This window comes from Paraburkholderia sp. Ac-20340, from assembly GCF_017104965.1.
Taxonomy (GTDB): domain Bacteria; phylum Pseudomonadota; class Gammaproteobacteria; order Burkholderiales; family Burkholderiaceae; genus Paraburkholderia.
In genome coordinates, this window is the sequence record NZ_JAAGPR010000031.1 from 15,712 (window position 1) to 41,454 (window position 25,743).

22 protein-coding genes and 1 tRNA gene are annotated in these 25,743 nt (G+C 62.4%); 18 read left to right on the forward strand and 5 right to left on the reverse strand.

Annotation, left to right across the window (positions count from 1 at the left end):
• Window positions 1–111: 111 nt before the first annotated feature.
• A complete protein-coding gene (locus tag G3N59_RS28990; protein WP_205986266.1) occupies window positions 112–1,218 on the reverse strand; it encodes an aromatic ring-hydroxylating dioxygenase subunit alpha in 1,107 nt (368 codons plus the stop codon).
• A 352-nt stretch (window positions 1,219–1,570) separates the two neighbouring features.
• Here G3N59_RS28990 and G3N59_RS28995 point away from each other — a divergent pair, with 352 nt between their 5' ends.
• The 5 genes from G3N59_RS28995 (at window position 1,571) to G3N59_RS29015 (ending at window position 6,930) form a co-directional block, all read left to right on the forward strand.
• Window positions 1,571–1,882: an exodeoxyribonuclease VII small subunit gene (locus G3N59_RS28995; RefSeq protein WP_205986267.1), complete on the forward strand. Its 312-nt coding sequence runs from the start codon at window positions 1,571–1,573 to the stop codon at window positions 1,880–1,882.
• Window positions 1,879–2,760, forward strand: a complete 882-nt coding sequence (locus G3N59_RS29000) for a farnesyl diphosphate synthase (RefSeq protein WP_205986268.1) — start codon at window positions 1,879–1,881, stop codon at window positions 2,758–2,760. Before G3N59_RS28995 ends, G3N59_RS29000 begins: the two co-directional genes overlap by 4 nt.
• A gap of 85 nt (window positions 2,761–2,845) precedes the next feature.
• The gene (gene dxs, locus G3N59_RS29005; protein WP_205986269.1) at window positions 2,846–4,753 is read left to right on the forward strand and encodes a 1-deoxy-D-xylulose-5-phosphate synthase; all 1,908 of its coding nucleotides are present in this window, start codon (window positions 2,846–2,848) and stop codon (window positions 4,751–4,753) included.
• 135 nt (window positions 4,754–4,888) lie between these two features.
• Window positions 4,889–5,695, forward strand: a complete 807-nt coding sequence (folE2, locus tag G3N59_RS29010) for a GTP cyclohydrolase FolE2 (protein WP_205986270.1) — start codon at window positions 4,889–4,891, stop codon at window positions 5,693–5,695.
• A gap of 167 nt (window positions 5,696–5,862) precedes the next feature.
• Entirely contained in the window at window positions 5,863–6,930 is a 1,068-nt protein-coding gene (locus G3N59_RS29015; protein WP_205986271.1) for a hypothetical protein, read from the forward strand.
• Between the two features lie 24 nt (window positions 6,931–6,954).
• Here the strand turns inward: G3N59_RS29015 and tsaD are convergent, their stop codons facing one another.
• Window positions 6,955–7,983 (reverse strand): tRNA (adenosine(37)-N6)-threonylcarbamoyltransferase complex transferase subunit TsaD, encoded by a 1,029-nt coding sequence (tsaD, locus tag G3N59_RS29020; RefSeq protein ID WP_205986272.1) that lies wholly within the window; start codon window positions 7,981–7,983, stop codon window positions 6,955–6,957.
• Window positions 7,984–8,214: 231 nt separating this feature from the next.
• Here tsaD and G3N59_RS29025 point away from each other — a divergent pair, with 231 nt between their 5' ends.
• From G3N59_RS29025 to G3N59_RS29085, 13 genes are all read left to right on the forward strand, one after another.
• Window positions 8,215–9,438: an NAD(P)/FAD-dependent oxidoreductase gene (locus tag G3N59_RS29025; protein WP_205986273.1), complete on the forward strand. Its 1,224-nt coding sequence runs from the start codon at window positions 8,215–8,217 to the stop codon at window positions 9,436–9,438.
• A gap of 181 nt (window positions 9,439–9,619) precedes the next feature.
• Window positions 9,620–9,832 carry a 30S ribosomal protein S21 gene (gene rpsU / locus G3N59_RS29030; RefSeq protein WP_027819095.1) on the forward strand — a complete coding sequence of 71 codons (213 nt, stop codon included), beginning with the start codon at window positions 9,620–9,622 and terminating at the stop codon, window positions 9,830–9,832.
• A 249-nt stretch (window positions 9,833–10,081) separates the two neighbouring features.
• Window positions 10,082–10,528 carry a GatB/YqeY domain-containing protein gene (locus tag G3N59_RS29035; protein WP_205986274.1) on the forward strand — a complete coding sequence of 149 codons (447 nt, stop codon included), beginning with the start codon at window positions 10,082–10,084 and terminating at the stop codon, window positions 10,526–10,528.
• Between the two features lie 144 nt (window positions 10,529–10,672).
• Window positions 10,673–12,574, forward strand: a complete 1,902-nt coding sequence (gene dnaG, locus G3N59_RS29040) for a DNA primase (protein WP_205986275.1) — start codon at window positions 10,673–10,675, stop codon at window positions 12,572–12,574.
• A gap of 163 nt (window positions 12,575–12,737) precedes the next feature.
• A complete protein-coding gene (gene rpoD / locus G3N59_RS29045) occupies window positions 12,738–15,149 on the forward strand; it encodes an RNA polymerase sigma factor RpoD (protein WP_205986276.1) in 2,412 nt (803 codons plus the stop codon).
• A gap of 169 nt (window positions 15,150–15,318) precedes the next feature.
• Window positions 15,319–15,406, forward strand: a tRNA-Ile gene (locus tag G3N59_RS29050).
• Between the two features lie 308 nt (window positions 15,407–15,714).
• On the forward strand, window positions 15,715–16,014 hold the full coding sequence (locus G3N59_RS29055) for a YXWGXW repeat-containing protein (RefSeq protein WP_205986277.1): 300 nt from the start codon (window positions 15,715–15,717) through the stop codon (window positions 16,012–16,014).
• Between the two features lie 258 nt (window positions 16,015–16,272).
• Window positions 16,273–17,226 carry a nucleoside-specific channel-forming protein Tsx gene (locus tag G3N59_RS29060; RefSeq protein ID WP_346777955.1) on the forward strand — a complete coding sequence of 318 codons (954 nt, stop codon included), beginning with the start codon at window positions 16,273–16,275 and terminating at the stop codon, window positions 17,224–17,226.
• A 38-nt stretch (window positions 17,227–17,264) separates the two neighbouring features.
• Window positions 17,265–18,539: a NupC/NupG family nucleoside CNT transporter gene (locus tag G3N59_RS29065; protein ID WP_205986278.1), complete on the forward strand. Its 1,275-nt coding sequence runs from the start codon at window positions 17,265–17,267 to the stop codon at window positions 18,537–18,539.
• 10 nt (window positions 18,540–18,549) lie between these two features.
• Window positions 18,550–19,335 (forward strand): deoxyribose-phosphate aldolase, encoded by a 786-nt coding sequence (gene deoC / locus G3N59_RS29070; RefSeq protein ID WP_205986279.1) that lies wholly within the window; start codon window positions 18,550–18,552, stop codon window positions 19,333–19,335.
• Window positions 19,336–19,367: 32 nt separating this feature from the next.
• Complete coding sequence (deoA, locus tag G3N59_RS29075; RefSeq protein WP_205986280.1) at window positions 19,368–20,687, forward strand: thymidine phosphorylase; 1,320 nt, start codon at window positions 19,368–19,370, stop codon at window positions 20,685–20,687.
• 15 nt (window positions 20,688–20,702) lie between these two features.
• On the forward strand, window positions 20,703–21,938 hold the full coding sequence (locus G3N59_RS29080) for a phosphopentomutase (protein ID WP_205986281.1): 1,236 nt from the start codon (window positions 20,703–20,705) through the stop codon (window positions 21,936–21,938).
• 15 nt (window positions 21,939–21,953) lie between these two features.
• Window positions 21,954–22,355 (forward strand): cytidine deaminase, encoded by a 402-nt coding sequence (locus tag G3N59_RS29085; protein WP_205986282.1) that lies wholly within the window; start codon window positions 21,954–21,956, stop codon window positions 22,353–22,355.
• A 33-nt stretch (window positions 22,356–22,388) separates the two neighbouring features.
• Here G3N59_RS29085 and G3N59_RS29090 read toward each other — a convergent pair whose 3' ends face one another.
• From G3N59_RS29090 to G3N59_RS29100, 3 genes are all read right to left on the reverse strand, one after another.
• The gene (locus G3N59_RS29090) at window positions 22,389–23,117 is read right to left on the reverse strand and encodes a DeoR/GlpR family DNA-binding transcription regulator (RefSeq protein WP_205986283.1); all 729 of its coding nucleotides are present in this window, start codon (window positions 23,115–23,117) and stop codon (window positions 22,389–22,391) included.
• A 161-nt stretch (window positions 23,118–23,278) separates the two neighbouring features.
• Complete coding sequence (locus G3N59_RS29095; RefSeq protein ID WP_205986284.1) at window positions 23,279–24,529, reverse strand: Zn-dependent hydrolase; 1,251 nt, start codon at window positions 24,527–24,529, stop codon at window positions 23,279–23,281.
• A gap of 33 nt (window positions 24,530–24,562) precedes the next feature.
• Window positions 24,563–25,726, reverse strand: a complete 1,164-nt coding sequence (locus G3N59_RS29100; protein ID WP_205986285.1) for a M20 aminoacylase family protein — start codon at window positions 25,724–25,726, stop codon at window positions 24,563–24,565.
• Between the last annotated feature and the right edge of the window lie 17 nt (window positions 25,727–25,743).

Below are 25,743 nucleotides of genomic sequence, written 5' to 3' on the forward strand. Positions count from 1 at the left end.
TCGTGTGCTGCGTGCGCTGTGCCGGCCCGATGCCGTCAGTCTAAACAAAAAGACGGGCCGAAGCCCGTCTTTCCTTGTCACGCTCTGGTCGGGCGGCAGGCGCCGCATCCATCAGATTTCGCCCAGCTCGCGGCGCAGAAACTCGTGGAAGTGCTGCATGCCGTCTTCCATCGGGCTCTGGTACGGGCCGACTTCCGACACGCCGCGCTCGTACAGGGCGCGACGGCCGGCGTCCATGCGCTCGGCGATCTCGTCGTCTTCCACGGCCGTTTCCATATAGGCGGCGCGCTCGGCCTCGACGAACTCGCGCTCGAACAGCACGATTTCCTCGGGGTAATAGAACTCGACGATATTGGTGGTCTTTTGCGTGCCGTTCGGAATCAGCCACGAACAGATCAGCACGTGCGGATACCACTCGATCATCAGACCGGGGTAATAGACCATCCAGATCGCGCCGAACTCGGGCGGCTGGCCGTTACGGAAGCGCAGGACTTCGTCGTGCCACTTGCGGTACGTCGGGCTGCCCGGCTTGCCGAGCTGGCTGTGTACGCCGACCGTCTGCACGCTGTACCACTCGCCGAACTCCCACTTCAGGTCGTCGCACGAGACGAACTGGCCGAGACCCGGATGGAACGGGACGACGTGGTAGTCCTCCAGATAGACCTCGATAAAGGTCTTCCAGTTGTAGTTGCACTCGTGGACCTCGACGTGATCGAACATATAGTCCGTGAAGTCGAGGTGTTTGGCCGGCCCAAGGCGTGCGAGATCGCGCGCGACATCGCGCCCGGCCGACTCGAACAGGAGACCGTTCCACTTCTGCAGCGGCGTGCTGCTCAGGTTCAGGCAGGGCTTGTCCGCGAAGTGCGGCGCGCCGAGCAGTTCGCCCTTGAGGTCGTACGTCCAGCGATGCAGAGGACATACAATGTTGTCTGCCGTGCCGCGACCGTTTAGCATGATGGCCTGGCGATGACGGCAAACGTTGGAAAGCAGCTCGATCTCGTTGCTTTTGTTGCGAACGAGTACGCGACCCTCTTTCTCGCCGGGCAGCGCAAAATAATTCCCCGCTTCAGGCACCATCAATTCGTGCCCGACGTAGCGAGGACCTTTCTGGAAAAGCGTGTCGATTTCGCGCTTCAGTAGCGCTTCGTCAAAGTAAGCCGTGACTGGCAGCTGGCTGTGAACGGACTTCAGCTGCAATGCATTGCTCAGATTGGACATTCCCACTCCCGATTAGACGTGAAAGCAGTGAACAACCCAACCATCGAAGATTCGATTTAGGGAGCCGGCTAGTATATCCGGTTTACCCTTAAAAGGGTAGCTAAGTGGCTGATTTTTGCCGGAATTGCGCCAGGATAGCGTTGAGAAGTCGACAGGAATGCATCGCGCGTAAGGTAGAAATCGCCCGGCAAATGAAGTCAAAGCGAAGTCAAAACGCCGTCAAAACAGCCTTCTGGAACTGATTTGCTGAACGCCCCGTAATGTGGCCGGGAAGGGACAGAAGCCGGCGAGCGGGGCGGCCTGGGGGCTTTTGCCGTAGAATGTCCGCCTTGTTTCATTTTGGCGACCCCAGATGGCGAAATCCGCATTGAAAGGCGGCGCAGCGGAAGGCGCAACGGCATCCCAGCCGGCCTCCGCCGAGCCCTTGCCGGAAAGCTACGAAGTCGCGCTGGCGGAACTCGACGCGCTGGTGGCGCGCATGGAAGGCGGTAGTCTGAGCCTCGAGGAATCGCTGGCCGCGTATCGTCGCGGCGCGGTGCTGGTGAAGTTCTGCCAGCAACAGCTCGAAAAGGTTGAACAACAGGTGCGCGTGCTCGACGGCGAGACGCTTCGGCCCGTGCCCCTCAATACGACATCCGCAACGGGCGGAGACGACGATCTATGAATTTTGACCAATGGACCCGGCACGTACTTGACCGGGTCGAGAGCGCGCTCGATCACTATTTGCCGGCTGCCGACGTGCAGCCCGCTCCGCTGCATGACGCCATGCGTTATGCGGTGATGGGTGGCGGCAAGCGTGTGCGCCCGCTCCTGTGCCATGCCGCAGGCGAACTGACGAACGCAACGCCGGAGGCGCTCGACGCCGCCGCTTGCGCGCTGGAAATGATCCACGTCTACTCGCTCGTGCATGACGACATGCCCTGCATGGACGACGACGATATGCGTCGTGGCAAACCGACGGTACACGTCAAATATGACGAACCGACGGCGCTGCTGGTCGGCGACGCGCTGCAATCGCAGGCCTTCGTCGCGCTGACGTCCGACGTGCTGGACGCGCCGCGTCAGGCTGCGCTCGTGCGCGAACTCGCGCTGGCGAGCGGCTCGATCGGCATGGCCGGCGGCCAGGCGATCGACCTCGCGAGCGTGGGCCATTCGCTCACGCGCGAGCAGCTCGAAACGATGCACCGCCTGAAGACCGGCGCGCTGCTGCGCGCCGCGGTCCGCATGGGCGCGGTGGCCGGCGAAACGCCGTCCGCAGACACGCTCGCCGCGCTGGACAAGTACTCGGCGGCCGTGGGCCTCGCTTTCCAGGTGGTGGACGATATTCTCGATGTGACCGCCGACTCGGCGACCCTGGGCAAGACCGCTGGCAAGGACGCGAAGGACGGCAAGCCGACCTACGTGTCGATCATCGGTCTGGATGCCTCGCGTGCCCTCGCGCAGCAGTTGCGCGCCGACGCACACGCGGCACTCGAACCGTTCGGCGCACGCGCACAGCGCCTCGCCGAACTCGCTGACCTGGTCGTGAACCGGGTTAGCTGATTGCGCCAACCCGCCCGCGCGCATGAACGGGAAGTAATGCGCGATAGAAGTGCGGGAGCGCCCGATTTCCTACAATGGAACGACGATGTACGACTTGCTGAAAACCATTGACGACCCGGCGGATTTGCGCCGCCTCGATCGCCGCCAGTTGCAACCGCTTGCCGACGAACTGCGTGCCTTCGTTCTCGACAGCGTGTCGCAAACGGGCGGCCACCTGTCGTCCAACCTCGGCACGGTCGAACTGACGATCGCGCTGCATTACGTGTTCGACACGCCGCGCGATCGCATCGTCTGGGACGTGGGCCATCAGACCTATCCCCACAAGATCCTGACCGGCCGCCGCGACCAGATGTCCACGCTGCGCCAGCTCGGCGGTATTTCCGGTTTCCCGAAGCGGGACGAATCGGAATACGACACCTTCGGCACCGCGCACTCGAGCACGTCGATTTCGGCGGCGCTCGGCATGGCCGTCGCGAGCAAGCTCAAGGGCGATAACGCCATGGGCATCGCCGTGATCGGCGACGGCGCGATGACCGCCGGCATGGCGTTCGAGGCGCTGAACAACGGTGGCGTCGAAGACGACGTGCCGCTGCTCGTGATTCTCAACGACAACGACATGTCGATCTCGCCGCCCGTCGGCGCACTGAATCGCCACCTCGCGCGCCTGATGTCGGGCCGCTTCTACGCGGCTGCCCGTGCAGGCGTGGAACGCGTGCTGCGTCATGCGCCGCCGGTGCTCGATCTGGCCCGCAAGCTCGAAGAGCACGCGAAGGGCATGATCGTGCCGGCCACGCTGTTCGAAGAATTCGGCTTCAACTACATCGGCCCGATCGACGGTCACGACCTCGATTCGCTGATCCCCACGCTGCAGAACATCAAGGAACTGCGCGGTCCGCAATTCCTGCACGTGGTGACGAAGAAAGGCCAGGGCTACAAGCTCGCCGAAGCCGACCCGGTCCTGTACCACGGTCCCGGCAAGTTCAACCCGGCCGAAGGCATCAAGCCGTCGACGACACCCGCCAAGAAGACTTACACGCAAGTGTTCGGCGAATGGCTGTGCGACGCGGCGGAACTCGACTCGCGCGTGGTCGGCATCACGCCGGCAATGCGCGAAGGCTCGGGCATGGTCGAATTCGAAAAGCGCTTCCCGGATCGCTACTTCGACGTGGGCATCGCCGAGCAGCACGCGGTGACGTTTGCGGGCGGTCTGGCTGCGGAAGGCATGAAGCCGGTGGTCGCGATCTACTCGACCTTCCTGCAACGCGCCTATGACCAGCTGATCCACGATGTCGCGCTGCAGAACCTGCCGGTCGTGTTCGCAATCGACCGTGCCGGCCTCGTCGGCGCGGACGGTGCAACGCACGCGGGCGCGTACGATCTCGCCTTCATGCGCTGCATCCCGAAGATGATGATCATGGCGGCGTCGGACGAAAACGAATGCCGTCAGATGCTCTACACGGCGCTCCAGCAGGATTGCCCGACGGCCGTGCGTTACGCGCGCGGTGCAGGCACGGGCGTGGCGACCGTCAAGCAGATGGCTGCGCTGCCGGTCGGCAAGGGCGAAGTGCGCCGCGAAAGCAGCGCGCCGGCAGGCAAGCGTGTGGCGATCCTCGCGTTCGGCACGATGGTTGCGCCGTCGCTGGCTGCTGCGGAAGAACTGGACGCCACCGTGGCGAACATGCGCTTCGTGAAGCCGGTCGACGCGGAACTCATCAAGCAGCTCGCCGAGACGCACGATTACCTCGTGACCGTCGAAGAAGGCTGCATCATGGGCGGCGCGGGTTCGGCCTGCGTCGAATCCCTGCTTGAAAGTGGGGTTATCAAGCCCGTACTACAATTGGGCCTTCCCGACACCTTCATCGATCACGGCGATCCGGCGAAGTTGCTGGCGGGCGTCGGCCTCGACGCGGCAGGTATCGCGAAGTCCATTCGCGAACGCTTCCTCGAAGGCGCGGCGAACGCGTCGGGCAAGTCGGTGATGCGCGTCGCTTAAGCGGCGGCATCGTCGCTCAAGCACCAACACCTTGAACCGTCGAGCGGGGTTTTCGCCCCGTTCGCCAGCGAGCGCCGGCACATGCCGGCGCTTGCCATTTGCGCGCCCCAATTGGTGCGACTTGAGGATAAGAACATGAATCAGATGAACCCGGCTTTCGTGATGCCGGACGTGCAAAGCTCCGTCGATACCCGTCAGATCGTGATCCAGCGTGTAGGCGTGAAGGGTGTGCGCCATCCGCTGACGGTGAAAACGGGCGCGGGTGACGTCCAGCCGAGCGTCGGCACGTGGAATCTCGACGTTCATCTGCCTGCGGACCAGAAGGGCACGCACATGTCGCGTTTCGTCGCGCTGCTCGAAGAGAACAAGGCGCCGCTCGAACCGGCTACGTTCCGCTCGATGCTGACCGCGATGCTCGCGAAGCTCGAATCGCAGGCAGGTCGTATCGAGGTGTCGTTCCCGTACTTCGTGAAGAAGGTCGCGCCGGTGTCTGGCGTGGAAAGTCTGCTGGACTACGAAGTGACGCTCACGGGCGACGCCCGCGACGGCGTCACGCGCCTGTTCCTCAAGGTGCTGGTGCCGGTGACGAGCCTGTGCCCGTGCTCGAAGAAGATCTCGCAGTACGGCGCGCACAACCAGCGCTCGCACGTGACGATCGATGTGGAATTCGACGGCGATCTGCCGGTGGAAGACCTCATCGTCATCGCCGAGCAGGAAGCGTCGTGCGAACTGTGGGGCCTGCTCAAGCGCCCGGACGAAAAGTTCGTGACCGAGCGTGCCTACGAAAATCCGAAGTTCGTGGAAGACCTCGTGCGTGACGTGGCCGTGCGCCTGAACGCCGACGCGCGCGTGATCGCCTATACGCTCGAAGCCGAAAACTTCGAGTCGATTCACAATCACAGCGCCTATGCAGTGATCGAGCACGACAAGCGTGCAGCGTAATGGTTGAGCGTGTTGTGTCGCTTTAAAAAACCGCCTTCGGGCGGTTTTTTATTGGGCGCGCAGCTGCGCCGGAAATTTGATTTGTCGCTGGCTGTGCATTTGATGCAAGCCTTGCGTGTTTCGAGACGGTGATAAAAAAGCGACCTCTTTCTCGACACACAATAGCAATGACGACCACAGCCACACCGGGGAAATCTGTCGATGCCGCATTGACGGACCGCTCGCGCGATCTTGTGATTTATCACTTCTACGAACGGGATGCGGTCTACATCCGCAATTTCGCGCACTTTCTTTTATTCGCTTATTCGACCGATTGCGATTTTGTGATCGTGGTGGCGGGCTCGCACACCATCGATCTGCCGCAGCGCCCGAATGTTCGATATATTTTTTCGGAAAACAAGAATAACGATTACGGCGGCTATTGCGCCGCCATGACGGAACTCGGCAGCGACATTTCGAATTACGACACGGTGTTCTTCGTCAATGCGTCCGTGCGCGGCCCGTTTCTGCCGCCGTTCGCGATGCAGGGTTGGAGACGAGTATTCGCGCGGAAGCTGACCGGCAACATCGGTCTGGTGGGGTCGACGATCAACATCCTGTCGGAGCGTTCGCCGCATTCCAGTCAATACAAGGCGAAATACGGCGGCTGCGTGCCATTTTCCCATGTGCAGACCATGGCCTACGCCTTGTCAAAAGACGCGTTGCATTTCTTGCGGGAAAGCGGCTTTTACACTGAGCGGGAGGCACTCAGTAAAGACGAGGTGATTCTGGATTACGAGATTCGCCTGTCGCAACTCTTGTTGAAGAACGGCTGGAATATCACCGCACTTTTGCCGGAGTACGATTCAATCGACTATCGCAAGCCGCACGCCGAGATCAATCGCGTTTCAGTCGGCGGCGATCCTAACTGGGCTTCGAGTTATTTCGGGCGGGCCGCGCATCCATTCGAAGTGCTATTCATCAAATCGAGTCGCGGCATATTCAGTGCCGCGCATTTCGACCGGCTTGCCTATAGCGCGCTTTGCCGGGAAAGGCCGAATGTCGAGTGGCGCAACGGCAAAATCATCGCCGACTACAAAGCGATGCTCGAATCGATTCCTTCGCTTTCCGATGTCGTGCCCGTTTCGGGCGAAGAGTATTCGATGGAACACATCCTGCGCATGACCGCAGCCATGCTCGAACAGATACCGCTCACGCGCGGTATCGTTGGCAACATGCTGAATCGGCTGGGCTGACGATGCGGTGCATCGCCAACCGCATTACTGCTGCGCGAGCGACGTCAGATCCCAGCGCGGCTTGACCGTGAACGCGTAGTCGTGCGTCGCCTGATCGGGCCAGCGTTGCAGGCGCAGCGCACCCGCCAGCGCGATCATCGCGCCGTTGTCGGTGCACAGCGAGAGATCGGGGTAATGCACTTCGAAGCCGCGTTTTTGCGCCGCCGCCGACAGTTTCTCGCGCAACTGTTTGTTCGCGCCCACGCCGCCCGCCACCACGAGCCGCTTCATCTTCGTCTGCTTGAGCGCGGCCAGCGACTTCGCAGCCAGCACGTCCACAGCCGCATCGACAAAACCGCGCGCAATATCGGCCTTGCCCTGTTCGCAGATATTCGGCCCGAGCTTCTTCACATGCGTGAGCACCGCGGTTTTCAGGCCGCTGAAGCTGAAGTCCAGATCGCCCGAATGCAGCATCGGGCGCGGCAATTCGATGGCGCCCGGCGTGCCGAATTCGGCAAGACGCGACACTTCCGGCCCGCCCGGATAACCGAGTCCCAGCAGCTTGGCGGTCTTGTCGAAGGCTTCGCCGGCGGCGTCGTCCAGCGTTTCGCCGAGCGTTTCGTACACGCCTACGTCGGTTACACGCATCAGCTGCGTGTGGCCGCCGGAAACCAGCAGCGCGACGAACGGGAAGGGCGGTGGCGCATCCACGAGCAGCGGCGAGAGCAGATGCCCTTCCAGATGGTGAATGCCGACCGTCGGCCGGTTCCACGCCATCGCGAGCGCGTTGGCGATGCTCGCGCCGACCAGCAGCGCGCCAGCGAGGCCCGGGCCTTGCGTGAAGGCGATGGCGTCGACGTCGCTGCGCGCGGCGCCGCTTTTCTCGAGCACCTCTTCGAGCAGCGGCAGGGCGCGGCGGATGTGGTCGCGCGAAGCCAGTTCGGGCACGACGCCGCCGTACTCGCGATGCATGGCGATCTGCGAATGCAGCGCGTGCGCGAGCAGGCCGCGCTCGCTGTCATAGAGCGCGAGGCCGGTTTCGTCGCAGGAGCTTTCGATGCCGAGAACGAGCATGGTGTGGCGTGCGACGGTGCGCGAAGCCGGTCCGAAGACCATAGCCGGAGCAAAAACCGTCGCTAAATCAAAGTGAAAGGGAACCCCAAAGTATAGCAGTGCGCGTGCGAGCCGGCTTGCGCTCTGGGTCGGTTGGACAATGGCGCAAAGTCAGGTGCCCGATGAGCGCGCGTGAGCCAGTCCGGGCCCGGCCAGGCCACCGCGCGCTGGCGCGCAGGTAGAATGCGCGCCATGGAATCATTTGACATCGCCGTAATCGGCGCAGGGGCGGCCGGCATGATGAGCGCGGCGGTGGCGGGCCAGCAGGGCCGCCGCGTGGCGCTGATCGACCACGCTCCGCGCCTCGCGGAAAAAATCCGCATCTCCGGCGGCGGCCGCTGCAATTTCACGAATCTGCACGCAAGCCCTGCCAATTACCTCTCGAACAACCCGCATTTCTGCCGTTCGGCACTGGCGCGTTACACGCCGCGCGACTTCATGGCGCTGCTGCGCCAGCATCGCGTGACCTGGCACGAGAAGCACAAGGGCCAGCTGTTTTGCGATCAGTCCAGCGAAGCGATCATCGACGTCCTGCGCGCGGAATGCGACGCCGGGAAGGTCGCATGGCGCCGCCCGCTGCCGGTCGAGGACGTCGCGCACGCCGACGGCACCGGCTTCACGCTCGGCACCCCGCAAGGCCCGATCCGCGCGAAGGCGCTGGTGATCGCCACGGGCGGTCTGTCGATTCCGAAGATCGGCGCGACCGATTTTGCGTATCGCGTGGCGAAGCAATTCGGCCACAAGCTCATCGATACGCGGCCCGCGCTGGTGCCGCTGACTTTCGCGCAGCAGGAATGGGCGCCGTATGTGCCGCTTTCGGGCGTTTCGCTCGATGTCCATGTGGCGACCGGCGAGCGCAAGACCGGCGGCGCGTTCGACGAAGACCTGCTGTTCACGCATCGCGGCCTGTCCGGCCCGGGCGTGCTGCAGATTTCGAGCTTCTGGCAGCCTGGTCAGCCGATCCGCGTGAACCTGCTGCCCGATCGCGACGCCACCGAGGCGCTGATCGAAGCGAAAGGGACGACGAAACGCCAGATCGGCAACCTGCTCGCCGAATGGGTGCCCGCGCGCCTCGCGCATGCCTGGCTCGAAACGCATGGCGTGCCGCTCGATGCGCGCCTTGCCGATCTGCCGGACAAAACGCTGCGCCGCATCGGCGAAGGGCTGTCGCAATGGACGCTAACGCCGACCGGCACCGAAGGCTACAAGAAGGCCGAAGTGACGCGCGGCGGCGTGGATACGCGTGAACTCTCGTCGGCGACGATGATGAGCCAGCGCGTGCCGGGCCTCTATTTCGTGGGCGAAGCGGTGGACGTGACGGGCTGGCTCGGCGGCTACAACTTCCAGTGGGCGTGGGCGTCGGGTGTGGCGGCGGGTGAAGCTGCCGCGGAATTTGCAGCGAACGGCAGCGTCTGACCGACCCCGGCCAGCCTCGTTATGGGGCCGTCGGGATTGTCTCCGGCAGACGCGCTAAATCCGCGCTGCGCCAGTCTGAGCGGGCCTCTGCGGCATTCGGGTTTTCCTTCCGGCGGCCTCACAATGGTCTGGCCCGGAACTGCTATACTGGCTTTCTTTACCCTTGATCCGTTATTGGAAAATGACGACCATCCGCGTAAAAGAAAACGAACCTTTTGAAGTGGCCATGCGCCGCTTCAAGCGCACGATCGAGAAGAACGGCCTGCTGACCGAACTTCGCGCGCGTGAGTTTTACGAAAAGCCCACGGCTGAACGTAAGCGCAAGAAGGCGGCGGCGGTGAAGCGCCATTTCAAGCGCATTCGCAGCCAGACGCTGCCGAAAAAGATGTACTGATTTCGACGCCGCCGTGGTTTTTCCTCAATCCGGAAATCTCACGGCGACGCAGACAGCGCGGCTGCGCAAGCGCGGCGCTGTTCCTCTGGTGTGGTCGCATCAGGCCGAACCCGCACCGACCCGCCTGGAAACGCTTCCAGGCGGGTTTTTGCATTCCTGCGATGCTTCGGTACGATGTTCAGCCTGAGCGGCTGCGCTGCCCGGTCAACGACCGGGATTGTGCAACCCCAACGCATTTTCAGGTGAGTGATGAGTCTCAAGGACCGGATCAACGACGACATGAAGGCCGCGATGCGCGCCCGCGAAAGCGAGCGCCTCGCCACGATTCGTCTGCTGCTCGCCGCCATCAAGCAACGTGAAGTCGACGAGCGCGTGACGCTCGACGACGCCGGCATCACGGCGGTCATCGACAAGATGATCAAGCAGCGCAAGGACTCGATCAGCCAGTTCGAAGCGGCTGCCCGTACCGACCTCGTCGAGAAAGAGCAGGCCGAACTGGCCGTGCTGGCGACGTATATGCCCGAACAGCTTTCGGATGCGGAAATCGCCGCCGAAGTGCAGGCAGCGGTTGCCGAGGTGGGCGCTGCGGGCCCGCAGGACATGGGCAAGGTCATGGGCGTGCTCAAGCCGAAGCTGGCTGGCCGCGCCGACATGACGGCCGTTTCCGGCCTCGTCAAAGCCGCTCTGACGAAGTAAGGGCAGCGCAAGGCCTCCTGAGCGTTGCCGGGTTCCGTATCCGGTGGCGCTGGAGGCTTGCGGCGGGCGCGCGCATGCGTGTCCGGCCTATTCCCAGCCTGATTGAACCGAACTGAACCGCACTGAAGCGAGCGACCGAGCCCGATGATTCCGCATTCGTTCCTGCAGGATCTGCTCAACCGCGTCGATATCGTCGACGTGGTGGGTCGTTTCGTGCAGCTCAAGAAGGGCGGCGCGAACTTCATGGGCCTGTGCCCGTTCCATAACGAGAAGAGCCCGTCGTTTACCGTTAGCCCAACGAAGCAGTTCTATCACTGCTTCGGCTGCGGCGCGCACGGCACGGCGATCGGCTTTCTCATGGAGCACGCGGGCCTGTCGTTCCCCGAAGCCGTCAATGAACTCGCGCAGTCGGTCGGCCTGAGCGTGCCGCAGGAGCCGTCGCCGGTGCGCGGCGGTGGAGGCGGCTACGGTGGTGGCCGTGGCGGCCAGCCTGGCGAAGGCGGCTATGCGCCCGGCGCCTCGAAAGCCGTTACCAACGCGCTGTCCGACGTGATGCAGACTGCCTGCGACTACTACCGCAAGCAGTTGCGCAGCGCGCCCAATGCGATCCAGTACCTCAAAAAACGCGGCCTGACCGGCGAAGTCGCGGCCCGTTTCGGGCTGGGTTATTCGCCCGATGGCTGGCAGAACCTCGAAACCGCATTCGAGGATTATCGCGACGATTCGCTCGTCGAATCGGGTCTTGTGATCGTCAGCGAAAAGCAGGACGCGCAAGGCCAGTCGCGCCGCTACGACCGCTTCCGCGACCGTGTCATGTTCCCCATCCGCAATGTGAAGGGGCAGGTGATCGGCTTCGGCGGGCGCGTGCTGGACGGCGGCGAACCCAAGTATTTGAATTCCCCGGAAACGCCGCTATTTAACAAGGGTAGCGAACTGTACGGGCTGTTCGAGGCGCGTCTGGCGATCCGCGAACAGCATTACGTGCTGGTGGTGGAAGGGTATATGGACGTGGTCGCGCTCGCGCAGCTCGGCTTCCAGAACGCCGTGGCGACGCTGGGCACCGCCTGTACGCCGATCCACGTGCAGAAGCTGATGCGCCAGACCGACACGGTCATCTTCAGCTTCGACGGCGATTCGGCCGGCCGCCGCGCCGCACGGCGCGCGCTGGACGCCTGTCTGCCGCACGCGGCGGACAATCGCACGATCCGCTTCCTGTTCCTGCCGGCGGAGCACGACCCGGACAGCTACGTGCGCGAATTCGGCACGGAAGCCTTCAAGGAGCAGGTCGAGCGCGCCATGCCGCTCTCGCAGTTCATGCTCAACGAAGTGCTCACGGGCAAGGAGCTGGATCAGCCCGAAGGCCGCGCCCGCGCGCTGTTCGACGCCAAGCCGCTGCTACAGGCCCTGCCGGCCAACGCCCTGCGTGCGCAGATCATGCACATGATCGCCGATCGCCTGGACGTGCCGTTCGAGGAAGTGGCAGGCCTGTGCGAAGTCGACGCCCGCATCGCCCAGGCGGCGCGCCAGGCGCCCGCCCGCAAGGACCGGCACCTCGTAACCGGGATCGAGCGCAAGGCGCTGCGCAACCTGGTGATGCATCCGCGCATCGCCACGCAGCTCGACGAAGAGGCCGAACAGGCGCTCATCACGCTCACGCGGCACGGCGAGCTGTTCGAGGAAGTGACCACGCACGCCCGCGCACTGGGCGACGCGGCCGAATTCCAGTTGTTGTCTGATCTATTGAGAAATGGGGCCAATGCCCCCACCTTCGAGGAGATTTTTCGCGAAATTCTGGACTATGATGAAAACGTTCGGGATTTGCTGATGAAAAATCCAGAAGATGGCGCCGTACTCGAGGAGCGCCGCGAGCAGGAGCGGCTCGTGAGCGAAGAGTTGACGGCAGCAATCCTGAAAATGCGTTTCGACGCCTGCAGCGAGCGGCTGGACGTGCTTTCGCGGCAGTCGCGCCATACGCCCGAGGAACTGGCCGAATACGTTAAATTGAATCAGGCGCGTGCTGACATGAAGCGTCAGCTCGGGCTGTAGGGGAGGATCGCGCGCGGGCGATTATTACCGTGCGTGCTAAAATTAAAGGTTTTCAGCGGTTTGTTTTTGTTTTTTCCGGGCGGGCAGGTCAAGTATCACTCGGAGGTCGTTTCGCCGGGTGGTGCCTGAAGGTGCCCAGTTTCCAGCAAGGGGCGGAATGGCAATGGCAAAGACTACAGGTGGAAAGAAGGCGGCAGGCGACAGCTCGACGGAGCAGACCGATACGGTCATAGAGGCCAGGCCCGCAACTTCCGCCCGTTCCCGCCGCAATGCGGCAACCGCCAGTCATGAAGTTCCCGCAGTCCGGAAGAAAACCCTGGCTGCTTCGGCCGCGCGAGCGGCGCCCACACGTGCGGCGAAGGCTGTCACGCAACCGGCAACGAAGCGGTCCGGTGGTCCGAGTAGTGCAAGGCAAGTGCCTGCCGTTGCGGACGATGCGGCAGAGCGCGAGGCTCCAGTATCCACGGTTCAAGAGGCTGTTGTCCAACAGCCGCGAGTCGAGACTACAGCCGGTACGGCGAACTCCATGACGAAAAAGCTGAATGAAGTGTCCGTCGATGACGACGCGAACCAGAGCGAAGAAAGCACGCCCACCGCGGGCAAGGGTGAAAAGACCACCCGTGCGCGCGACCGGCGAGCGAAGGAAAAGGCGCTGCTGAAGGACGCCTTCTCCTCCTCGCAGCCCGGTACCGTCGAGGAACTCGAAGAGCGCCGCAACAAGCTGCGCGCGCTCATCAAGCTTGGCAAGGAGCGCGGCTACCTCACCTACGCCGAAATCAACGATCACCTTCCGGATAACTTCACGGAAACCGAGGCGATCGAAGGCATCATCAGCACGTTCAACGACATGGGCGTCGCCGTCTACGAACAGGCGCCCGATGCTGAAACGCTGCTGCTCAACGACAACGCGCCCAACGCCTCGTCCGACGACGAAGTCGAAGAGGAAGCCGAAGTCGCCCTGTCCACCGTCGATTCCGAGTTCGGCCGCACGACCGACCCGGTGCGGATGTACATGCGCGAAATGGGCACCGTCGAGCTGCTCACGCGCGAAGGCGAGATCGAAATCGCCAAGCGTATCGAAGACGGCCTCATGCACATGGTCATGGCGATCTCCGCCTGCCCGACCACCATCGCCGATATTCTCGCCATGGCCGAACGCGTGGCGAACGACGAGATTCGCGTCGATGAACTCGTCGACGGCCTGATCGATCCCAACGCCGAAGACACCGATGGCTTCAACGCCAAGGAAGCGGAAGAGATCGAGAACGAGGACGAAAACGCCGAAGAGGAAGAAGAGGAAGAGGGCGAAGAAGAGGAGGACGACGGCACGGCGCAGGCGACGGCCAATGCGGCGCAGCTCGAAGCCCTCAAGCGCTCTGCGCTCGACAAGTTCGCGCTCATCAGCGAATGGTTCGACAAGATGCGCCGCGCGTTCGAGAAGGAAGGCTACAAGTCGAAGGCCTATCTGAAGGCGCAGGAAACGATCCAGACCGAGCTGATGTCGATCCGCTTCACGGCACGTACCGTCGAGCGTCTGTGCGACACGCTGCGTGCGCAAGTGGACGAAGTGCGCCAGGTCGAACGCCAGATCCTGCACACGGTCGTCGATAAATGCGGCATGCCGCGTTCGGAATTCATCACGCGCTTCCCCGGCAATGAAACCGATCTCGACTGGGCCGACAAGGTTGTCGCCGAAAGCCATTCGTACAGCGCGATTCTCTCGCGCAACGTGCCGGCGATCCGCGAACAGCAGCAGCGTCTGCTCGATCTGCAGGCGCGCGTGGTGCTGCCGCTCAAGGACCTCAAGGAAACCAACCGCCAGATGGCGGCGGGCGAACTGAAGGCGCGCCAGGCCAAGCGCGAGATGACCGAGGCCAACCTGCGTCTCGTGATCTCGATCGCGAAGAAGTACACCAACCGGGGTCTGCAGTTCCTCGATCTGATCCAGGAAGGCAACATCGGCCTGATGAAGGCGGTGGACAAGTTCGAATATCGCCGCGGCTACAAGTTCTCGACTTACGCGACGTGGTGGATCCGTCAGGCCATCACGCGCTCGATCGCAGACCAGGCGCGCACGATCCGCATTCCGGTTCACATGATCGAGACGATCAACAAGATGAACCGTATTTCGCGGCAGATTCTGCAGGAAACCGGTCTCGAGCCGGACCCGGCAACGCTGGCCGAGAAAATGGAAATGCCGGAGGACAAGATCCGCAAGATCATGAAGATCGCGAAGGAGCCGATCTCCATGGAAACGCCGATCGGCGACGACGACGATTCGCATCTGGGCGACTTCATCGAGGACAACAACACGGTGGCGCCGGCCGATGCCGCGCTGCATGCCTCGATGCGCGATGTGGTGAAGGATGTGCTCGATTCGCTTACGCCGCGCGAAGCCAAGGTGCTGCGCATGCGCTTCGGTATCGAGATGAGTACGGATCACACGCTCGAAGAAGTGGGCAAGCAGTTCGACGTGACGCGTGAGCGGATTCGCCAGATCGAGGCGAAGGCGCTGCGCAAGCTGCGTCACCCGAGCCGTTCGGACAAGCTCAAGTCGTTCCTCGAGGGCAATTGATGGTGCATGCGTTCAATGCTTTTCAAGGCAGAACGCATGTAACGCAAGGAAATACGTGTGATGGATGGCCAGGCCGGCCCGGTTTCGTGTAGTATGTCGGCCTGCCGTCGAAAAGCCCGGCTCTTTCAGACCGGGCTTTTTTGTTGACGCTCTCTTGCTTTAACTCCGTGGGCTGGACGCCGTGTTGGTTGCAGGCAGTGGACTCATAATCCACCGGAGAAATCCCATCGTGGGTTCGAACCCCACCCGGCCCACCAGTTTTCTGTTTTGTTGTCACCTGGATGCTGTTCGTCCAGTTTCTTTTTGGTGCTGAATTGCTTCGCATGACGAAGTAGTTTTATCGCCGCATCTCATACCGTCTCTTCATTTCCGCGTAGCGGCTTCAACGTAATTCAACGGGCTGGCGCGCTTCAATCGATCCTGTTAAATCTTGTGCGCAACGCGCGCGTCGGGCGCTCTCTGGGTAGCATTATTTTCCTGCTAATACCCAGAGTAATACGGAGTCCGATATGTTAATTAACGCATCGCCGGTTTCAGCCCAAACATTCGACAAGCGGAGGTCGCGATGAAGCCACGTATCCTGGTGACATTGCTGGCCAGTGCAGGCAGCACACTTGTGGCCGCGACGGTGTACGCCGCGGTGATCATCGCAACAATCGCGCCACCGCCTCCGCGCGCCGAAGTCATTCCCGCCGGGCGGCCGGGTTTCATCTGGGATTCTGGACACTGGAACTGGGTGGGCGGTCACTACGTCTGGGTCAGCGGCCACTGGCTCGCGGTGCGGCCGGGATTCCGCTGGGAGCCGGGCCGCTGGGTTCACGAAGGCGCACAGTGGCGCTGGATGGAGGGCCGCTGGATACGCTAGACGCCTGACCCGGACCCTCACGCACGCGCGACGCATGGCAAGCGGCGCGTGCGTCCATACAACGAAATCCCGCCTGGCCGCTCTTCACACCGTTCTCCACGCGCGCATCCTCTGCGCGACCGCAAGCACTCTGCTGACTTCTCTGGTTTTCCCTGAGCCTGTGGAACAAACATTTTTGATAATGTTATAAACATAACAAAATATGTTCCAGTTATCCCAAATGCATGGGATATTCAAGACAGATAAGGGAAGCAGACCGTGGACCCAAGGAGGAGTTACCGTTTCGGCGCGATGCTGGCCGTGGCGGCAAGTGTCGTTGCGCTCGCATCGAACGCACCACACGCACACGCCGATACGCTGGCCGAAACCGGCGGTACGCCGCCTGAACTGAATACCGCTGCCGTGTCCGCTACACAGGCGGCGCCGCGCTATCTATCGGACTGGCTGCACCAGAGCATCGGCGTGATTGGTTCGAAGGATATTCGCTTCGGCCCGTACCTCACGAACGACGTGTATCTGGAGTACGAATACTTCGGCCGCAAAGGGCCGTTCGACCTGTACGGCTATGTCGATGTGCCACGCGCTTTCGGCGTTGGCAATGGCTATGACACAGGCATCACGAATAAAGGCTCGCCGCTTTTCACGGAGCAGGAGCCGCGCGTCTCCATCGACGATCTCGTAGGCCGGCATCTGGGCTTCGGGCCGTTCAAGGAGTGGTACGCCGCGTTCGACTGGATCTACGACCAGGGGCATAACGTGTCGGGCCGCCAGAACACGCTCTATATGGGCCTGGGCACCGATATCGCCACGCCGCTGCCGGTCTATCTTTCCGCGAATCTCTACGTGCGGCGCCAGTGGGAAAACTATGGCGCGGCCAACGCGAACAGTTGGGACGGCTATCGCGCGCAGATGAAAGTCGTTTATCCGATCGGCACGTTCAGCGGCGGCAGCCTCACATTCGTGAGCTTTTTCAATTACGACTTCGGCTCGCGTCTTGCCGAAGAAACCGGCGGCAACACGCGCAGCGACACCGCATTCGTTTCGACCAACGTGTTGATCTACGAATTCCAACATTGGCGCTTCTGGACCGCGGCGCGCTATTTCCACAACGGCGGGCAATGGAATGGCACCACGCTGAATTTTGGCAGCGGACCCTTCCAGAATCGCTCGACGGGCTGGGGCTATTACGCCAGCGTCGGGTATCGGTTTTAAGCGGTTCCAGGGCACTTCCCATTCCTAAAGGATTCAATATGGATATCCTGCGCAGTCTATGCGGCATTCTGGTGCTGCTGGTGGTTGGCTACTGTCTGTCGATGAATCGCGGCGCGGTGCGTCCGCGCACGGTGATTGCCGCGCTCGCCACGCAGATCGTGATTGGCGCGCTGGTGCTGTTCGTGCCGATGGGACGCCATGTGCTGGCGCTCGTCGCCAATGCCGTGAACGGCGTGCTCGAAATGGGCCAGCACGGGCTCGCATTCCTGTTCGGCGGGCTGGTGGGCGACAAGATGTTCGCGCTGTTCGGCGCCGATGGTTTCGCATTCGGCCTGCGCGTCTTGCCGATGATCATCTTCGTGACTTCGCTGATCGCCGTGCTCTATTACCTCGGCGTGATGAAGTGGATCATCGCGATCATCGGCACGGGGCTGTCGAAACTGCTGGGCGTGAGCCGCGCCGAGGGCTGCTCGGCCGTGGCGACGATTTTCCTCGGCCAGAGCGAAATGCCGGCTTTCGTGAAGCCCTTCGTGCGCCGCCTTTCGGGGCCGGAGATTTTCGCGGTGATGTCGAGCGGCATGGCGTCGGTGGCCGGTTCGGTGCTGGCGGGTTATGCGGGGCTGGGCGTGAAGATGGAATATCTGCTCGCGGCTTCGTTCATGGCGATTCCGGGCGGTCTGCTGTTCGGCAAGATGCTGTGTCCTTCGGTCGAAGCCAGCCGCGTGGAACTCGGCACGCTCGAATTCGATGAAAAGCGCGCCACCAGCGTGATCGAAGCGGGCGCTTCGGGCGCGAGCGTGGGCCTGAAGATCGCGGTGAACGTCGGCACCATGCTGGTGGCGTTCATCGGCCTGATCGCGCTGCTCAATGCGGGCGTGGGCGTGGTGGCCGGCTGGCTCGGCTTTGCGCACGTCACGCTGCAATCGTTGCTGGGCGCGCTGTTTGCACCGCTCGCATGGTTGATCGGCGTACCGTGGCAGGATTCGGTGGTGGCCGGCAATTTTATCGGCCAGAAGCTGATTCTCAACGAGTTTGTCGCGTACAGCGGGCTGTCGCCGTATCTGCAGGACAGCGCGCATGTGATGGCAGCGGGGCTGCCGCTGCTCACGCCTAAAACGATCGCGATCGTCTCGTTCGCGCTGTGCGGTTTTGCCAATTTTTCGTCGATCGCGATTCTCACCGGCGGCTTCACTGCCGTCGCGCCGGAATTGCGTGGCGATGTCGCGCGCTTTGGATTGCGCGCACTCGCCGCCGCGACGCTCTCGAATCTCATGAGCGCGACGATCGCCGGATTGTTTTTCTCTCTTTCCTGATGGGCTTTTCATGGACCAGGCATTGACACGCAATCAGCTCGCGCAGCGCGCCTTGCAGGCGCTGCATCTCATCGACCTCACATCGCTTAACGACGACGACACCGACGCGTCGATCGAAGCGTTGGCCGCATCCGCCGATACGCCCGTGGGCACGCCGGCCGCGCTATGCGTGTATCCGCGTTTCGTGGGCGCGGCGCGCGCGGCGCTGGCGGCGCAAGGGCTCGCGCTGCCGATCGCGACCGTCACGAATTTCCCCGCAGGCGCCGCCGATCCCGAAGCGGCGGCGCGCGAAACGGCAGAAGCCGTGGCGTTGGGCGCCGATGAGATCGATGTGGTGTTTCCCTATCGTGCGCTGCTCGCGGGCGATGCAAAGGTGGGCCGCGAACTGGTCGCGCAAAGCCGGGTGGCGGCGGGCGACAAATGTCTCAAGGTGATTCTGGAAACGGGCGAGTTGCGCGATACCGCGCTGATCCGCCGCGCAAGTGAAATTGCCATCGAAGCCGGCGCAGATTTCATCAAGACCTCGACCGGCAAGGTGAGCGTCAACGCCACGCTCGACGCTGCGGCCGCCATGCTCGCGGCGATTCGCGAAGCAGGGCGCACGGTGGGTTTCAAGGCGGCCGGCGGCGTGCGTACGGCGCAGGAAGCCGCTGCGTATCTGGCGCTGGCGGAACGCGAACTGGGCGTGGGCTACACGGTGCCCGCGAAGTTCCGCTTTGGCGCATCGAGCCTGCTCGGCAATCTGCTGGCCACGCTCGGTCACGGCGCGAACGCTCAGCGTTCCAGCGCGTATTGAATCAATATCGAAGATCGTAGGGAGTGCAAATCATGTTTCTGCCTCAGGAATTCGTGCGCAAAGTGCGCGACCGCCAACCGCTCGACCAGCAGGAAATCGCGCAATTTGTCGAAGGGGTAACGAGCGGCCATGTCACCGAAGGCCAGATCGCTGCTTTCGCGATGGCCGTCTATTTCAACGAATTGCCCATCGACGCGCGCGTGGCGCTCACGCTCGCGCAACGCGACTCCGGCGATGTGCTCGACTGGCGCGCGCTCAACCTGAACGGCCCGGTCGTGGACAAGCATTCGACCGGCGGCGTGGGCGATCTGACCTCACTGCTGCTCGGGCCGATGGTGGCCGCCTGCGGCGGCTATGTGCCGATGATCTCCGGGCGCGGCCTCGGGCACACGGGCGGCACGCTCGACAAGTTCGAATCGATTCCCGGCTATAACGTCGCGCCGGATACGGACACATTCCGCCGCGTGGTCAAGGAAGTGGGCGTGGCGATCATCGGCCAGACCGCGCGTCTCGCGCCTGCCGACAAGCGCATCTATGCGGTGCGCGACGTGACGGCCACGGTCGAATCGGTGTCGATGATCACGGCGTCGATTCTCTCGAAGAAGCTCTCCGCAGGACTCGACGGTCTCGCGATGGACGTGAAAGTCGGCTCCGGCGCGTTCATGCCGACCTACGAAAAATCGGTGGAACTTGCGCGCAGTATTGTCGATGTCGGCAACGGCGCGGGCATGAAGACCACGGCCACGCTCACCGACATGAGTCAGTCGCTCGCGCCGTGCGCGGGCAACGCGCTGGAAGTTGCGTGCGCAATCGATTATCTGAGCGGCAAGTCGCGTCCCACGCGCCTTCACGAAGTGACGATGGCGCTGGCCGCGCAGATGCTCGTTATCGGCAAGCTGGCGAACGATGGAGCGGATGCGCATGCGCGTCTGCTGGCGGTGCTCGAATCGGGCGCGGCGGCCGAGCGCTTCGCACGCATGGTGAAGGCGCTGGGCGGTCCGGCGGATCTGCTGGAGCGCCCGCAAGCGCATCTCGCGCGCGCCAATGTGATCGTGCCGGTGCCCGCGCCGCGCGGCGGTTCGATTGCGCGCGTGGATGCGCGAGCGTTCGGTATTGCCGTGGTGGGACTGGGTGGCGGGCGCATGAAGACGACCGATACGCTCGATTATTCGGTGGGTTTGTCGGCGTTAATCGAATTGGGCGAGCGCGTGAGCGAAGGACAGCCGATCGGCGTCGTGCACGCGCAGAACGAGGACGCCGCAAAACGCGCCGTGAGCGAAGTGCAGCGCGCCTACACGATCGCCGATCAAGCGGCCGCACTGCCGCCGACGATTCACGCCTTGCTCGATTGAGCGCGGGAGATCTGCATGCGCGCGATCGTACTGGTAATGGATTCGCTGGGTATCGGCGCGGCGCCCGATGCCGCGCGTTTCAATGACATCGGCTCGAATACGTTCGGCCATATCGCCGAGCGCTGCGCACAAGGCGCATGCGATACGGCCGAACGCAGCGGGCCGCTCAAGGTGCCGCAACTCGAACGCCTGGGTCTCGCGCTCGCGAGCGAACTGGCGACTGGTGCGTTGCCCGCCGGCATGAGCGCGAAGCCCGAATTGATGGGCGCGTATGGCGCGGCCTGCGAGGTGTCGTCGGGCAAGGACACGCCTTCGGGACATTGGGAACTCGCGGGCGTGCCGGTGCGTTTCGACTGGGGCTATTTCTCGAAGCCTGTCGATACGTTCCCGCCGGAACTACTCGATACGCTGGTGCGCCGCGCGGAGTTGCCGGGCTATATCGGCAACTGTCACGCGTCGGGCACGGAAATCATCGCGGCGCTGGGCGAAGAGCACATCGCTACCGGCAAACCGATCTTCTATACCTCCGCCGATTCCGTGTTCCAGATCGCCTGTCATGAGGCGACCTTCGGGCTCGACCGCCTCTACGCGCTCTGCGACATCGCGCGCGAGGAAGTGGATCGCTACAACATCTGCCGTGTGATTGCCCGGCCTTTCTCGGGCAACGATCGTAGCGATTTCAAACGCACTGGCAACCGCCGCGATCTGGCCGTGCCGCCGCCCGCGCCGACCTTGCTGGAAAAGCTTGCGAAGGCGGGCGGCGAGGTGATCGCCATCGGCAAGATTTCGGATATTTACGCGGGCGTGGGCGTTACGCAAAAGATCAGGGCCGACGGGCTCGATGCCTTGTGGCGCGCGACACTCGAAGCCGTGCGCGAGGCGCCTGAATTCAGTCTCGTGATGACGAATCTTGTCGACTTCGACCAGCTTTACGGGCATCGCCGCAATGTGGCGGGCTATGCGAACGAACTGGAGCGTTTCGATTCGTTGCTTGCGCAACTTTATCCACTGCTGCGCGAAGACGATGTGCTGATACTCACGGCCGATCATGGCTGCGACCCCACCTGGCCCGGCTCCGATCACACACGCGAACATGTACCGCTGCTGGCTTACGGAAAGCGCGTCGCGCCGGGCTCTCTGGGCGTGCGCGGCTCGTTCGCCGATCTCGGCCAGAGTCTGGCCCAGTGGTTCGGTCTCGACTCATTTGCGGACGGCGTCGCGTTCCTGGGCGCGCCGTCCATGACACGATAAAAGGAGCATGACTCAATGGATCAACAGACCCTGATCGAAGCGGCCAAAGCCGCGCGCGAGAAAGCCTATGCACCGTATTCGCGCTTCAAGGTGGGCGCGGCGCTGCATACAAAGGACGGCAAGGTTTTCCACGGCTGCAACGTGGAAAACGCTTCATATGGCTTGTGTAATTGTGCGGAACGCACGGCGCTGTTTTCGGCGATTGCGGCCGGTTATCGTCCCGGCGACTTCGCGACGATGGCCGTGGTCGCCGAAACGGACGGTCCGGTGGCGCCGTGCGGCGCGTGCCGCCAGGTGATGATCGAACTGGGTTCGCCAGCGCTGGAAGTGGTGCTGGTCAATCTCAAGGGCGACGTGCGCGTCACGAGCGCAGACGCCTTGCTGCCCGAAGCGTTTTATCTGAAGCCGGCGCAGTAAGTCATCGAACGGCGGCGCGAGCGTGCCGCCGCTTCAACCCGTGCGCTTGCGCAGCGTTTGCCCTTGTTCGGTGATGATCGAATCGAATTCGCCGATCTGCGAGAAGCGCGCGGCCTTCACCACGCCAAACTTGCTGCTGTCGACGATCAGATGGCGTTCGACGGCGCTGTGCATCGCGGCCTGTTTGATCGCTACTTCGTGAAAATTCCAGCAGGTCACGCCGCGCGTTTCGTCCACGCCGCCTGCGGAAATAAAGGCCTTGTTGATGCCCATGCGCCGCAGGATTTCGAGCGTTTCATCGGCGGAAAACGAATCGGAGGCGGGCACGTAAAGGCCGCCTAGCAGGATCATGCGCACATTGGGCTTGCGGCGCAGAATCTCCGCCACATTCAGCGAATAGCACACCACGGTGACCTGCAGATCGGCGGGAATCAGCCGCGCGAGCGTGGCGAGTGTCGTGCCGCAATCGACGAACAGGGTGTCGTTATCGGCGATCAGTTTCGCGGCGATGGCCGATGCTTCGGCTTTTGCCTGGGCGAAATGATCCTTTTCCTGTTCGAGAGAATAACCCGTGCCGTTCTGCACGTCGGTTGCGCTGACGATATAGCCGCGCAGATACGTGAATTGATCGGGGCGGGCGGCAATGTCGCGGCGTACCGTCATTTCCGACACGCCCATCAGCGTGGCCGCATCGCGCAGATGCACGACCTTGTGTTGAGCGATAGCGTCGGCGAGTGCGGAAAGACGTTCAGATTTCAGCATGGAAGTCCTGAGGGACTGGATGCGGCAGAGGGCGCGTTCAGGGCATGGCGATGCGAGGATTATAACAAGAGGGCGGGCGCGATCTGGCCTGGTTTGTGCAATAGCGCACATTTGCAGGGCAGATCGCTGCTACGTTAGATTGATTCGATCAGGATGCCGAATCAGATGAGCCTGCGCAGCACGACATCGAGCAGCACGCGCGCGCCGTCGATCAATTGCGATTCGTCGGTATGTTCGCGCGGGTTGTGACTGATGCCGCCACGGCTGGGCACAAAAATCATCGCAGCGGGCGCCATGCGCGCAATCATCTGCGCATCATGTCCCGCGCCCGATGTCATACGCCGATGCGAGAATCCCAGGCTCTGCGCCGAAGCTTCGATGGTGTGGGCAATGCCAGCGTCAAAGATCACCGGCTCGAAGCGCACGAGCCGCTCCGTGCCGATACTCACGCCTTCTTGCTCCGCGATCTGCGCGAGAAACTCGACGAGTTTGCGCTCTGCGTCCTGAAGGCGCTGCTCATCGGGATCACGCAAATCCACGGTGAAAACTGCTTTGCGCGGAATTACGTTAATGACGTTCGGCTCGATATTGAGCATGCCGATGGTCGCGAGCGTCGTGCCGGACGTGACCGCGAGCTCGCGCAGAAACGCCACCGTCGCTGCCGCTACATAACCCGCGTCATGGCGTAGCCGCGTAGGCGTGGTGCCCGCGTGATTGGCGTTGCCTTGCACGGTCACGCGTTGCCACGAAATACCCTGAAGATTTTCGACCACGCCAATCTGAATCTGCTCCGCTTCGAGAATCGGCCCTTGTTCGATGTGCAACTCGACATATTCGTGCGGCACGATAGCGCCCGGTTCCATCTCGCCCGCGTAGCCGATGCGTGCAAGTTCGTCGCCCAGACGCGTACCGTCGATGCCGATCGTTGCAAGCGCAACGTCTGTGTCGAGACCGCCTGCATAGACCAGCGAACCCATCATATCGGGTTGATACCGCACGCCTTCCTCGTTGGTAAAGGCACCGATGGTGATCGAACGACGCGGCTTGACGCCCGCCTCGCGAAACGCGCGCACCACGGCCAGTCCGGCCAGCACGCCATAGCAGCCATCGAGCGCACCGGCATTCTTCACGGTGTCGATATGCGAGCCCATCATCAGCGGGCGATGCGTACCGTCGCCGTTATCCGCATCCGCCCGCAACGTGCCGAAGAGATTGCCGATGCGGTCTACACGAACGTCCAGATCGAGTTCGCGCATCCAGGCGACCACACGGTCGCGGCCATCGCGTTCGGCATCCGTGAGCGCAATGCGGGTGCGCCCGCCGACTTCTGGATCGATGCCGATATCGCCCAGTTCCTTCAATTGCTGGATCAGGCGTGGGCCGTCGATGCGCAAGGTCGTATCGGTATTCATCTGCTGTCTGTCGTTCGAAGGGATAAGGGTGGCTCAACTGCGCGGCAGCGCGAGGCGCGCAACTTCCGCGAAATAGCGCGCGCCGGTTTCCAGAATGTCGTCGTTGAAGTCGTAGGTGGCGTTATGCAGCGGCACGCCGCCTTGCGCATTGGTTTCGCCATTGCCGATGAATATGAAATTGCCGGGCACGGCTTGCAGGAATGCGCCGAAGTCTTCGGAGATCATCATGGGCTGAACGTTCGCATCGACGGCGTTTTCTCCGGCGATATTGCGCGCCGCTGTAACGGCAAGATCGACGTATTCCGGCGAATTCACGGTAGGCGCGAATTCGTGCGTGTATTCGAATTCGCATTCGGCGCCGTGAGTGCGGCAAATGCCTTCGCTGATTTCGCGCATACGCGTTTCCAGCAGCGCCTGCACGTCCTTCGAATAGCTGCGCGTGTCACCTTTAATGGTGACGTTCGACGGGATCACGTTGCGAATGCCGTCGGTGATGAATTCCGTGCAGGAGATCACGGCTTGCAGGCCCGGATCGAGATTGCGCGAGACGATTGTTTGCAGCGCGAGTACGATCTGCGAAGCGATCACGATAGGATCGATGCCCATATGCGGACGCGCCGCATGCGTGCCGCGCGCCTTGATATGGATAACGAAGTTATCTTCACTGGCCATGATGCCGCCAGGGCGCGTCGAAAAACTGCCTGCGCGCATGCCGGGCATATTGTGAGCGCCGAAGATCGCGTCGACAGGAAAACGCTCGAACAGGCCATCGGCCATCATCGCCTTGGCGCCGCGGCCGTGTTCTTCGGCGGGCTGAAAAATAAAGCGTACCGTGCCGTCGAAATCGCGCCGTTCGGCCAGCAGACGCGCAGCGCCCAGGATCATCGACATATGGCCGTCGTGTCCGCATGCGTGCATCTTGCCGGCGTTGAGCGACGCATGGGCGCGACCCGGCGCGTGCTCGGCGATATTGAGCGCGTCCATGTCGGCACGCAGGCCGATGGCGCGCGTGCCGCTGCCCACGCGCAGATTCGCCACCAGCCCAGTGCCGCCGATGCCGCGTTCGACTTCGAGCCCCAGCGTCTTCAGAATGCGCGCGACGTAGTCGGAGGTATCGACTTCTTCGAAGCCCGTTTCGGGACGCTGATGCAGATGATGGCGCCAGCTTTTGAGTTGCCCTTGCAGCGTGCTTTCCATGAGCGTGTCCATATCAG

What these genes read in the sequence shown, in the direction of transcription:
- deoA (WP_205986280.1), top strand. Translation starts at nt 19,368, where the DNA reads ATGTTTCTGCCTCAGGAATTCGTGCGCAAAGTGCGCGACCGCCAACCG.
- G3N59_RS29065 (WP_205986278.1), top strand. Translation starts at nt 17,265, where the DNA reads ATGGATATCCTGCGCAGTCTATGCGGCATTCTGGTGCTGCTGGTGGTT.
- G3N59_RS29090 (WP_205986283.1), bottom strand. Translation starts at nt 23,117, where the DNA reads ATGCTGAAATCTGAACGTCTTTCCGCACTCGCCGACGCTATCGCTCAA.
- G3N59_RS29055 (WP_205986277.1), top strand. Translation starts at nt 15,715, where the DNA reads ATGAAGCCACGTATCCTGGTGACATTGCTGGCCAGTGCAGGCAGCACA.
- G3N59_RS29095 (WP_205986284.1), bottom strand. Translation starts at nt 24,529, where the DNA reads ATGAATACCGATACGACCTTGCGCATCGACGGCCCACGCCTGATCCAG.
- dxs (WP_205986269.1), top strand. Translation starts at nt 2,846, where the DNA reads ATGTACGACTTGCTGAAAACCATTGACGACCCGGCGGATTTGCGCCGC.
- rpsU (WP_027819095.1), top strand. Translation starts at nt 9,620, where the DNA reads ATGACGACCATCCGCGTAAAAGAAAACGAACCTTTTGAAGTGGCCATG.
- G3N59_RS29025 (WP_205986273.1), top strand. Translation starts at nt 8,215, where the DNA reads ATGGAATCATTTGACATCGCCGTAATCGGCGCAGGGGCGGCCGGCATG.
- G3N59_RS28995 (WP_205986267.1), top strand. Translation starts at nt 1,571, where the DNA reads ATGGCGAAATCCGCATTGAAAGGCGGCGCAGCGGAAGGCGCAACGGCA.
- G3N59_RS28990 (WP_205986266.1), bottom strand. Translation starts at nt 1,218, where the DNA reads ATGTCCAATCTGAGCAATGCATTGCAGCTGAAGTCCGTTCACAGCCAG.
- G3N59_RS29000 (WP_205986268.1), top strand. Translation starts at nt 1,879, where the DNA reads ATGAATTTTGACCAATGGACCCGGCACGTACTTGACCGGGTCGAGAGC.
- G3N59_RS29085 (WP_205986282.1), top strand. Translation starts at nt 21,954, where the DNA reads ATGGATCAACAGACCCTGATCGAAGCGGCCAAAGCCGCGCGCGAGAAA.
- G3N59_RS29100 (WP_205986285.1), bottom strand. Translation starts at nt 25,726, where the DNA reads ATGGAAAGCACGCTGCAAGGGCAACTCAAAAGCTGGCGCCATCATCTG.
- G3N59_RS29015 (WP_205986271.1), top strand. Translation starts at nt 5,863, where the DNA reads ATGACGACCACAGCCACACCGGGGAAATCTGTCGATGCCGCATTGACG.
- G3N59_RS29035 (WP_205986274.1), top strand. Translation starts at nt 10,082, where the DNA reads ATGAGTCTCAAGGACCGGATCAACGACGACATGAAGGCCGCGATGCGC.
- tsaD (WP_205986272.1), bottom strand. Translation starts at nt 7,983, where the DNA reads ATGCTCGTTCTCGGCATCGAAAGCTCCTGCGACGAAACCGGCCTCGCG.
- folE2 (WP_205986270.1), top strand. Translation starts at nt 4,889, where the DNA reads ATGAATCAGATGAACCCGGCTTTCGTGATGCCGGACGTGCAAAGCTCC.
- dnaG (WP_205986275.1), top strand. Translation starts at nt 10,673, where the DNA reads ATGATTCCGCATTCGTTCCTGCAGGATCTGCTCAACCGCGTCGATATC.
- G3N59_RS29080 (WP_205986281.1), top strand. Translation starts at nt 20,703, where the DNA reads ATGCGCGCGATCGTACTGGTAATGGATTCGCTGGGTATCGGCGCGGCG.
- rpoD (WP_205986276.1), top strand. Translation starts at nt 12,738, where the DNA reads ATGGCAAAGACTACAGGTGGAAAGAAGGCGGCAGGCGACAGCTCGACG.
- deoC (WP_205986279.1), top strand. Translation starts at nt 18,550, where the DNA reads ATGGACCAGGCATTGACACGCAATCAGCTCGCGCAGCGCGCCTTGCAG.